Genomic DNA, 10278 nt, shown 5'->3' with positions numbered 1-10278 from the left:
CTTATGACGACAATGTCCTTCGCCGCATAACGGCTGGGGTATACCCTAGCGTCTTCGCCGGATTGCCGGCTGCTTTCCAGTTTCTCCCGCATGACCGCCTTCGCCTTGCCTGCCCTGACCACCCGCCTTTCCAGCGCCCGCCGCCCGCTCGCGGCATTCCTGCTCGCCACCAGCGCTGCAGCCGCCATGCTGGCCCCGGCTGCCGCGCGCGCCCAGAGCCCGGTGCTCGACAAGATCCGCGACGCCGGCACCATCGTGCTGGGCTACCGTGAGTCCGCGCTGCCGTTCTCGTTTGCCGACAACAAGGGCCAGCCGGCCGGCTATGCCGTCGACCTGTGCCTGCGCGCGGCCGAGGCGGCGCGCCAGAAGCTGGGCCTGAAGGACCTGAAGGTGCGCTGGATGCCGCTGACGCCGCAGAACCGCATCCCGGCGGTGGTGAACGGGCTGGTCGACCTCGATTGCGCCCCCAACACCAACTCGCTCGAGCGCCAGAAGCAGGTTGCGTTCAGCGTCTCGCACTATGTGTCGACAGTGCGCATGCTGGTGCGCGCCGACTCGGGCATCCGCTCGTTCGGCGACCTGCGCGGCAAGACCGTGGTCACCAGCGCGGGCTCGACCGGCGACCGCCACGTGCGCCGCTTCAAGGGCCAGTACGGCTATCACGACGTTTACGCCAAGGACCACGGCGAATCGTTCCTGCTGCTGGAATCGGGCCGGGCCCAGGCCTTCGTGATGGACGACGTGCTGCTGGCCGGCCTGCGCGCGCGCGCCAAGGATCCTTCGCAATACGTCATCGTCGGCCCGGCGCTGTCGGTAGAGCAGAACGCGCTGATGCTGTCCAAGGCCGATCCCGAATGGAAGCGCCTGGTCGACCAGACCCTGGCCACCACCTTCGCCGGCCCCGAGGTCAAGGCGCTGCAGCAGCGCTGGTTCCAGCAGCCCATCGGCAGCCGCGGCATCAACTTGGCGCTGGCGCCTTCGGGCGAGGTGCGCGCGGCCTGGAAGCATCCGTCCGACGCGGTCACCGAATAAGGCGCGCCGGCGGCGCCATGCGCAATCGCGCTGGCGCCGCAATTCAGGGTTTCCATGAGTTTGTCGCGCCGGGCAAGCCCCAAGTTGACAGTCGTGAATGATGTTGGCGACACTGGCCCGAGCCATCCCTGTGCAGGGAGGCCAAAGACACGACCGCCCGACGGCGGCATATCTCAGGAGAAACCATGAACAAGTTCGTCGCGACCGCGATCGCACTCTGCCTTGGCGCCGCTTCGCTGGCCGTGCAGGCACAAACCGGCGGCAAGCAGCAGTTCGATCCGCATACCCAGGGTGCCAAGTCGGGCGAGAAGTTCGACCCGTACAGCCAGGGCGCCAAGGCCGGCGACAAGTTCGATCCGTACAGCCAGGGCGCGAACAAGAGCACCCGCACCGACCTGACCGACCCGTCCGCCGCCGACAAGAAGCCGGCCAAGCAAGGCACCAAGAAAAAGAACAACAAGAGCAGCAAGAAGAAAGCCACCCCCGCCCCGGCTGCCAGCTGAACCACGGCTGCCCCCGGATACAAGAAAACCCGCCGCGGCGGGTTTTTTTGTGCCCTCCCGGGCGAGGTGGCCATGGCGCCGGCTACGGCGCCTGAGTATCGCGCTCCAGCGCGGTGACATCGACGCGCTGCACCTTGTCGTCCTGGCGCACCTCGGTGCGCAGCACGAAAGCCTCGGCCGGGCAGTACCAGTCGGTGACGTGCATCACGGTGGGCTCGACCTGCACCAGTTCGCCACCGATCATCAACGGCCCCAGCGAGGTGCGCTTGTCGTAGGAAATCGGCTGGCATTCCTTGCGGCCCATCAGGGTGTCGATCATCTGCAGCCTGCCCACGTGGCGCGACCCGATATGGATGGTGGCCCGCTGCGCGTCCATGGTGCTGACCGCTTCATCGGAGCCCAGCGGATAGACCTTCAGCGAGACGCTGGAACGGAACACTTCGCCCTCCAGCGTGGTGCCTTCGCGCAGGTCCAGGCCGGCGTAGTTGAACACCCCCTTGCCGCGGAACGCGGCCTCGCCATACATGCGGGCGTAGCGGGCGCGCGCGTTGATGACCGCATGCTGGCTTTCGATGCTGGTCTGCGCCTCGGGCGCACTGCGCTCGATCACCACCTCGTGGACCTGGTTGGTGATCACCGGCGGCCCCATCAGCGCGGACAGCGCCGACTTGGAATTGACCTCGAGCTGGGCGCGGCAACCGGTCGGGCCGCGCTTCACGTCGCGCAGGGTCATGCGGATCGACATCGGCATCACGCCGTCGCCTTCCATCTGCACATGCGACCCGGAACGGAACCACGGCGCGTTGCACAGCACCGCCGCGGCGGCAGCCTGCGCCTGGCTGGCCGCCGCCTGGGCGATGCCGCCGGTGCCGGGCAGCACCGCCATGCCCTGGGCGCCGGCGGGTGAGGCGGAGAGCGCAAAAAATAGCGCCACGAACGCCGCCGCGCACGCCACCGGCCCGGCCCAATGGTTTTGCTGAACCTCTGTCTTCACATCCATCCCCGTCTGGATTGTCCCGTCGCCGGAATCTGCGCCCGTCACGCTGATATCCGAGTGATCACATCGGAATTATGGCGTTTTTGTTGCGTATGTAACCGGTCATTTCAAGGCGTTACTGGTCTAACAGACATGCCGACGATGATGCCGGGGCTTCGTCGCGGGGTCATCCGGCCATATATGCTTCATGCGCCATATTTCTCGTGCAACGGCCGCTGGCGCCACTTCCGGTATCGGCCCGGAGTGACTTGGCCGCCGTGCTACCATTGCGCGCCTCGCGTATTCCAGCGGTTGTGGCGTTGCGGGCGCCTGGCGGTGATGGCGTGCCTGCGGCTTGTCAGCGCGGATGTTCCAGCGCGCTGTCCACCGGCAGGCCCGGCTCCGCGTTGTGATGGCTTCCGCGTCACCGCGCGCCGCCCGAGACCTGGCCCGCCGCGCTTTTCCAGGAGATCCATGCGTAGTTCATCGACCTCGCGGTTTGTTGCCGCGCCGTCCATCGGAGCCACCGCAAGTACCGTGATGCTGGTTGGCCTGCTGATCCTGCTGGTCTGGTTCGGTACCCTGGACATGCGCCACCTGCTGCGCTCCGATGAAGGCCGCTACGCCGAGATTGCCCGCGAGATGGTCGCCACCGGCGACTGGGTCACGATCCGCTACCACGAGCTCAAGTATTTCGAGAAGCCGCCCTTCCACATGTGGGTGACGGCGCTGGCCTACACCCTGTTTGGCGTCGGCGACTGGCAGGCGCGCCTGTGCGTGGCGTTGTCCGGCATGCTCGGCATCGGCGTGTCGATGCTGGCCGCGGCCCGCTGGTACGGCTTCCGCGTGGCGATGCTGACCGGCCTGGTGCTGGTGTCGACGCCGATGTGGAATGTCGCCGGCCACTTCAACTCGCTCGACATGACGCTGTCCGGCGCCATGGCATGCGTGCTCGCGTGCATGCTGCTGGCCCAGCATCCTGCGGCGACGCCGGCGGTACGACGCAACTGGATGCTGGCGTGCTGGGCGGCGATGGGGGTGGCGGTGCTGGTCAAGGGACTGGTCGGCCTGGCCTTGCCCGGGCTGGTGCTGGTGGTCTATACGCTGGCGACGCGCGACTGGAAGCTGTGGGGCCGCCTGCATCTGCTGGCCGGCATCGCGGTGCTGCTGGCGGTCACGGTGCCGTGGTTCTGGCTGGTGTCCGAACGCAACCCGGAGTTCCTGCGCTTCTTCTTTATCCACGAGCACTGGCAGCGCTACACCTCCAACGTGCACCACCGCGAGGGCGCGCTCTGGTTCTTCGTGCCGCTGCTGCTGGGCGGGTTCCTGCCCTGGCTGGGCCTGGTGCCGCAGATGTGGCAGGCGGTGCGCGAACGCGCCGGGGTGGCGCGCGGCAATGCGCCGCGCCCGTTCCAGCCGGCGCTGCTGGCCGGGCTGTGGGCGGTGGCGATCTTCGTTTTCTTCAGCCTGTCCGGCTCCAAGCTGCCGGGCTATATCGTGCCGGTCTTCCCGGCGCTGGCGCTGCTTGCCGGCGTGGCGCTGGATACCACCACGGAACGCGCGTGGCGCTGGCAGGTCAATGCCATGGTTGCGCTCGGCGTGATCGGGCTGATAGCGATCCCGTTCGTCGGCATGATGGAGAAGCCGGGCACGCCCAATGCGGTGTATCGTGAATTCGCGCAATGGCTCGCCATCGCCTTTGCCGTGATGCTGGGCGGCGCGCTGCTGGCGCGCCGGCTGCTGCGCACGCGCGGCGTGTTCCCCAGCGTGGTGGCCTATGCGCTGGCCATGTTCGTCTGCGCCACGGTCGGACTGCGCGCCCACGAAGTGATGGGCCGGCCGAGTTCCGGCGCGGACCTGGTGCCCGCGATCAGCGCCGTGCTGGCGCCCGACATGCCGCTGTACAGCGTGCGGCTGCTGGACCACACGCTGCCGTTCTACCTGCGCCGCACCACGATCCTGGTCGAGCATCCGGACGAACTCGAATTCGGCATCAGACAGGAACCGCAGAAGTGGATCCCCAGCGTCGACCAGTTCCTCGCGCGCTGGCAGGACGGCCAGCGCGCGGTGGCGATCATGGCGCCGCAGACCTACGCCGCGCTGGCCGCGCGCGGCGTGCCGATGCACAAGATCGCCGGCGACCGCCGGCGCGTGGCGGTCGCCAATTTCGCCCTGCCCGGACAGCCAGCACAGACGCAGGCACCGTAATCCGCCAACCGCCTTGCCATGACGCTTTCCACCTTTGCTTTCATCCTGACCGGCGTGCTGCTCAATGCGGCGGCGCAGTTGCTGCTCAAGGCCGGCGTCAACGCCGTCGGCGCAATCACGCTGGATCGCGGCACGCTGCTGGTGACGGCGCTGCGCGTGCTGACGCAATGGCCGGTGCTGGCCGGGCTTACGCTGTACGTGGTCAGCGTGGGCGTCTGGATCGTGGGCCTGTCGCGCGTCGATGTGTCGATCGCCTATCCGATGCTGTCGCTGGGCTACGTGGTCAATGCGCTCGCGGCCTGGTGGCTGTTCGGCGAGATCATCGGCCCCTTGCGCGTGGCCGGCATCCTGCTGATACTGGCGGGCGTCTTCCTGATCGCCCGCTCCTGAAGGCTGTCCACGCCTTCGCCTGGCCTGACCGCCGCTGCCTCCTTCGCCTGCCATGACCGCTTCCGCTCCTGCCTTCCTGCCGTTTGTGCGGCCCGAGATCGACGCCGCCGCCATTGCCGAGGTCGGCAAGGTGCTGGCCTCGGGCTGGATCACCTCCGGACCGAAGATGCAGGCCTTCGAGGCCGCGCTGTCCGACCTGTTCGGCGGGCGCCCGGTGCGCACCTTCGCCAACGGCTCGGCAACGATGGAAATCGCGCTGCGCATCGCCGGCATCGGCCCCGGCGATGAAGTCATCACCACGCCGGTCACGTGGGTCGCCACCGCCAACGTGGTGGTGGCCGTGGGGGCGAAGCCGGTGTTCGTCGACATCGACCCGCGCACGCGCAACCTCGACCTCGACGCGGTCGAGGCCGCCATCACGCCACGCACGCGCGCCATCATGCCGGTCTACCTGTCCGGCCTGCCCGTGGACATGGAACGCCTGTACGCGATTGCCGCCAGGCACGGGCTGCGCGTGATCGAAGACGCGGCCCAGGCGATCGACTCGCGCTGGCGCGGCCAGCGCATCGGCGCCCTCGGCGACCTGGTCAGCTTCAGCTTCCAGGCCAACAAGAACATCACCACCATCGAAGGCGGCTGCCTGGTGATGAACACGCCCGAGGAAGCCGTGCGCGCCGAGCGGCTGCGGCTGCAGGGCGTGATCCGCACCGGCCTGGACGGCATGGATGTCGAGGAGCCGGGCGGCAAGTTCAACCTGACCGATGTCAACGCCGCGGTCGGCCTGGCGCAGCTGGAGCGGCTCGACGCCATCACCGCGCGCCGCGCCGAACTGGCCGACACCTATTTCCGCTGCGCCGCCGACAGCGGCCTGCAGGCCCTCGGCATCGAGCTGCCGCAGGCGCTGGACCCGCACGCGGCCACCACCAACTGGCACATGTTCCAGGTGGTGATCCCGACCGAGCGCATGCAGGGCGGGCCGGCACAGGCGCGGCAGAAGCTCATGGAAGCCATGCGCGAGCGCGGCATCGGCACCGGCGTGCACTACCCGCCGGTCCATCTTTTCACTTACTACCGCTCACTCGGCTGGCGCGAAGGCATGCTGCCGCACGCCGAGCGCATCGGGCGCGGCATCGTCACGCTGCCGCTATTCCCGGCGATGCAAGCCTCGGACGTGGAGCGGGTCTGCGCAATCCTCAGCGAAACATGCAAACGTCTTTCCCAATGAGCCCGGTCCAGGTCTCGGTCGTCATTCCGGTCTACAACGAAGAAGACGGGCTGCAAGCCCTGTTCGATCGCCTCTATCCGGCGTTGGATGGCCTCGGCGAATCCTACGAGATCATCTTCATCAACGACGGCAGCGTCGACCGCTCGGCGCAGTTGCTGGCGGCGCAGTTCCACAAGCGCCCGGACGTGACCCGGGTGGTGCTGTTCAACGGCAATTTCGGCCAGCACATGGCGATCCTGGCGGGCTTCGAGCACACCCGCGGCAAGATCGTGATCACGCTCGACGCCGACCTGCAGAATCCCCCCGAGGAAATCCCGCGCCTGGTCGAGACCATGCGTGCCGGCCACGACTACGTCGGCACCATCCGCCGCCAGCGCAACGACACCGCGTTCCGCCGCTACGCCTCGCGCGCGATGAATCGGCTGCGCGAGCGCATCACCCGGATCCGCATGACCGACCAGGGCTGCATGCTGCGCGCCTATGACCGCACCGTGATCGACACCATCAACGCGTGCCGCGAGGTCAATACCTTCATCCCGGCGCTGGCCTACACCTTTGCCTCGAACCCGGTCGAGATCGAGGTGGGCCACGAGCAGCGCCACGCGGGGGAGTCCAAGTACTCGCTGTACCAGTTGATCCGCCTGAATTTCGACCTGGTCACCGGCTTCTCGATCGTGCCGCTGCAATGGTTCTCGGCCATCGGCACCTTGCTGTCATTTCTGTCCGGGGTGCTGTTCGTGGTGCTGCTGGTGCGGCGCTTCGTGCTGGGCTCCGAAGTGCAGGGGGTGTTCACGCTGTTCGCCATGAACTTCTTCCTGATCGGCATCCTGCTGTTCGGCGTGGGCCTGCTGGGCGAATACGTCGGTCGCATCTACCAGGAAGTGCGCGACCGCCCGCGCTACCGCATCAAGGCCATCCTCGAGGCCGACCCGGCCCGCACCGTGGAGCCGTGATGCGCGCCGTCGTCTTTGCCTACCACAATGTCGGCGACCGCTGCCTGCGCGTGCTGCATGCGCGCGGCGTGGAGGTGGCGCTGGTAATCACCCACCGCGACCGGCCCGACGAGAACATCTGGTTCCGCCGCGTGGCGGACACCGCCGCCGAGCTGGGCGTGCCCTTCCTCTATGGCGAGGACCCGGCCGATCCCGCCCTCGCGCAGGCCGTGCGCGACGCGCGCCCGGATGTCATCTTCTCGTTCTACTATCGCGCCATGATCCCCGCCGGCGTGCTGGCGCTGGCCCCGGGCGGCGCGTTCAACCTGCACGGCTCGCTGCTGCCGAAGTACCGCGGCCGCGTGCCGGTCAACTGGGCAGTGCTGCACGGCGAGACCGAGACCGGCGCCACGCTGCACGTGATGGAAGCCAGGCCCGACGCGGGCGATATCGTCGACCAGACCGCCGTGCCGATCCTGCCCGACGATACCGCCGGCGAAGTGTTCGAGAAGGTTACCGTGGCGGCCGAGCAGACGCTTTGGCGCGCGCTGCCCGCGATGATGGCGGGACAGACGCCGCGCCGCCCGAACCGGCTGGCCGAAGGCAGCTATTACTCGGGGCGCAAGCCCGAGGACGGCCGCATCGACTGGAACCGGCCCGCCGCCGAGGTCTACAACCTGATCCGCGCGGTGGCGCCGCCCTACCCCGGCGCCTTCACGGAAGTTGCCGGGCAGCGCTTCATCGTCGCGCAGGCGCGCCGGCCGCTGCCGGGTGCGGTGCCGCCGATGCCCGCCGGCACGCCAGCCGGCCTGCAGGTGCGCGACGGCCACGTCATCGGCGTGTGTGGCGACGGCGGCCTGGTCATCGTCACGCGGCTATTGGCACCGGACGGCGCGGCCGTCACGCCGCAGGCGCTTGCGGGGCATCTCCATACCGAACCGTCCAACGAGGGAAACCGATGAAAAAGGTCCTGATTCTCGGCGTCAACGGCTTCATCGGCCACCACCTGACGCGCCGCATCCTGGAAACCACGCCGTGGGAGGTCTACGGCATGGACATGAACACGGACCGCCTCGGCGACCTCGTCGACCACCCGCGCATGCATTTCTTCGAGGGCGACATCACCATCAACCGCGAGTGGATCGAGTACAACATCCGCAAGTGCGACGTGGTGCTGCCGCTGGTTGCCATCGCCACCCCGGCCACCTACGTGCGCCAGCCGCTGCGTGTGTTCGAGCTGGACTTCGAGGCCAACCTGCCGATCGTGCGCGCCGCGGTCAAGTACCGCAAGCACCTGGTGTTCCCGTCGACCTCCGAGGTCTACGGCATGTGCGGCGACGAGGAATTCGACCCCGACGCCTCGCCGCTGGTCTACGGCCCGATCAACAAGCCGCGCTGGATCTATGCCTGCTCCAAGCAGCTGATGGACCGCGTGATCCACGCCTACGGCATGGAACAGGGGCTCAACTACACGCTGTTTCGCCCGTTCAACTGGATCGGCGCGGGGCTGGACTCGATCTTCGAATCGAAGGAAGGCTCGTCGCGCGTGGTGACGCAGTTCCTCGGCCATATCGTGCGCGGCGAACCGATCAGGCTGGTCGACGGCGGCGCGCAGCAACGCGCCTTCGCCGACATCGCCGACGGCATCAGCGCGCTGATGCGCATCATCGAGAATCCCGGCGGCGTGGCCAGCGGCAAGATCTACAACATCGGCAACCCGGGCAATATCCATTCGGTGCGCGAGCTCGCCGAGATGATGCTGAAGATGGCCGCCGACTACCCGGAATACGCGCAGCAGGCGCAGCACACGCAGATCGTCGAGACCTCGTCGGGCGATTTCTACGGCAAGGGCTACCAGGACGTGCAGCACCGCGTGCCGAAGATCGACAACACCATCGAGGAACTGGGCTGGCACCCCGAGATCGGCATGGAAGCGGCGCTGCGCCGCATCTTCGAGGCGTACCGGGGCAAGGTGGTCGAGGCCCGCACGCTGGTCGATTCCGGCAACTGAGCGCACCCACATGGCACGGATCGCCCTGAAGGTCGACGTCGACACGCTGCGCGGCACGCGCCAAGGCGTGCCCCGGCTGCTGTCGCTGCTGGCGGCTGCGCAGGCGCAGGCCACCTTCCTCTTCAGCCTGGGCCCTGACCATACCGGCTGGGCGCTGCGGCGCGTGTTCCGCCCGGGTTTCCTGCGCAAGGTGTCGCGCACCTCGGTGGTGTCGAACTACGGCCTGCGCACGCTGATGTACGGCGTGCTGCTGCCCGGCCCGGATATCGGCCGCAAGGGCGCCGCCGAAATGCGCGCGGCGCGCGCCGTCGGGCATGAATGCGGCATCCACACCTGGGACCACGTCTACTGGCAGGACAACGTGCGCGAGCGCGATGCCGCCTGGACCCGCGACCAGATGCAGCGCGCCTTCGCGCGCTTTCGCGAAATCTTCGGCGAGCCCCCCGCCACGCACGGTGCCGCCGGCTGGCAGATGAACGAGGCCGCGTTCCGCCAGATCGATATCTGGGACATGGCCTACGCCTCGGACGGCCGCGGCACCGCGCCCTATATCCCCACCATCGCCGGCGTGCCTTGCCGCCACGTGCAGATGCCGACCACGCTGCCGACGCTGGACGAGCTGATCGGCACCGACGGCCTGACCGAGGCCAACGTCCACACCGCCCTGCTGAAGCTGACCGAAGGCACGCGCGACCATGTGTTCACGCTGCATGCCGAGCTCGAAGGCGGCAAGCTCGCGCCCGTATTCGAACGGCTCCTGGCGGGCTGGCGCGCGCAGGGGCACGAGCTGGTGTCGATGGGCACGTGGTATCGCGGACTGGATTGCGCGACGCTGCCGCGCCTGCCGGTGACGTGGGGGGAGATTCCGGGGCGCAGCGGGGAGTTGATCGTGCAGCCCAACGTGGCATTGCGCTGAATCGCAGCCCACGCCGTATGAGCAAGGCTCCCCTCTCCCGCGCGCGGGAGAGGGGTGGGGGAGAGGGCAGGAGCGTCCACGAAGT

At 68.0% G+C, this 10278-nt stretch carries 10 protein-coding genes; 9 read left to right on the top strand and 1 reads right to left on the bottom strand.

The genetic code is table 11. The features are described 5' to 3' along the window. Positions 1–90: 90 nt before the first annotated feature. Together C7416_RS04325 and C7416_RS04320 are read left to right on the top strand one after the other, a co-directional pair. Positions 91–1032, top strand: a complete 942-nt coding sequence (locus C7416_RS04325) for an amino acid ABC transporter substrate-binding protein (RefSeq protein WP_111517268.1) — start codon at positions 91–93, stop codon at positions 1030–1032. A 185-nt stretch (positions 1033–1217) separates the two neighbouring features. Beyond that, positions 1218–1535: an amino acid ABC transporter permease gene (locus tag C7416_RS04320; RefSeq protein ID WP_111517267.1), complete on the top strand. Its 318-nt coding sequence runs from the start codon at positions 1218–1220 to the stop codon at positions 1533–1535. Positions 1536–1617: 82 nt separating this feature from the next. Here the strand turns inward: C7416_RS04320 and C7416_RS04315 are convergent, their stop codons facing one another. Then, a complete protein-coding gene (locus tag C7416_RS04315) occupies positions 1618–2529 on the bottom strand; it encodes a hypothetical protein (protein ID WP_111517499.1) in 912 nt (303 codons plus the stop codon). 456 nt (positions 2530–2985) lie between these two features. Here C7416_RS04315 and C7416_RS04310 point away from each other — a divergent pair, with 456 nt between their 5' ends. From C7416_RS04310 to C7416_RS04280, 7 genes are read left to right on the top strand one after another with little or no spacing between them, the layout of a single operon-like run. Next, positions 2986–4719 carry a glycosyltransferase family 39 protein gene (locus C7416_RS04310; RefSeq protein ID WP_111517266.1) on the top strand — a complete coding sequence of 578 codons (1734 nt, stop codon included), beginning with the start codon at positions 2986–2988 and terminating at the stop codon, positions 4717–4719. 18 nt (positions 4720–4737) lie between these two features. After that, on the top strand, positions 4738–5109 hold the full coding sequence (locus C7416_RS04305) for a DMT family transporter (protein ID WP_012356262.1): 372 nt from the start codon (positions 4738–4740) through the stop codon (positions 5107–5109). A gap of 52 nt (positions 5110–5161) precedes the next feature. Next, the gene (locus C7416_RS04300; protein WP_111517265.1) at positions 5162–6334 is read left to right on the top strand and encodes a DegT/DnrJ/EryC1/StrS family aminotransferase; all 1173 of its coding nucleotides are present in this window, start codon (positions 5162–5164) and stop codon (positions 6332–6334) included. After that, on the top strand, positions 6331–7287 hold the full coding sequence (locus tag C7416_RS04295; RefSeq protein ID WP_373425123.1) for a glycosyltransferase: 957 nt from the start codon (positions 6331–6333) through the stop codon (positions 7285–7287). The genes C7416_RS04300 and C7416_RS04295 overlap by 4 nt, the downstream gene beginning before the upstream one ends. Then, positions 7287–8228 carry a formyltransferase gene (locus tag C7416_RS04290; protein ID WP_111517263.1) on the top strand — a complete coding sequence of 314 codons (942 nt, stop codon included), beginning with the start codon at positions 7287–7289 and terminating at the stop codon, positions 8226–8228. The genes C7416_RS04295 and C7416_RS04290 overlap by 1 nt, the downstream gene beginning before the upstream one ends. Further along, the gene (locus tag C7416_RS04285; protein ID WP_111517262.1) at positions 8225–9277 is read left to right on the top strand and encodes a bifunctional UDP-4-keto-pentose/UDP-xylose synthase; all 1053 of its coding nucleotides are present in this window, start codon (positions 8225–8227) and stop codon (positions 9275–9277) included. Before C7416_RS04290 ends, C7416_RS04285 begins: the two co-directional genes overlap by 4 nt. A gap of 10 nt (positions 9278–9287) precedes the next feature. Continuing rightward, positions 9288–10193, top strand: a complete 906-nt coding sequence (locus C7416_RS04280; RefSeq protein WP_111517261.1) for a polysaccharide deacetylase family protein — start codon at positions 9288–9290, stop codon at positions 10191–10193. Positions 10194–10278 lie beyond the last annotated feature (85 nt).

It is taken from the genome of Cupriavidus phytorum (assembly GCF_003254285.1).
Classification (GTDB): domain Bacteria; phylum Pseudomonadota; class Gammaproteobacteria; order Burkholderiales; family Burkholderiaceae; genus Cupriavidus; species Cupriavidus phytorum.
This window is presented reverse-complemented; position numbering and strand designations above follow the sequence as displayed.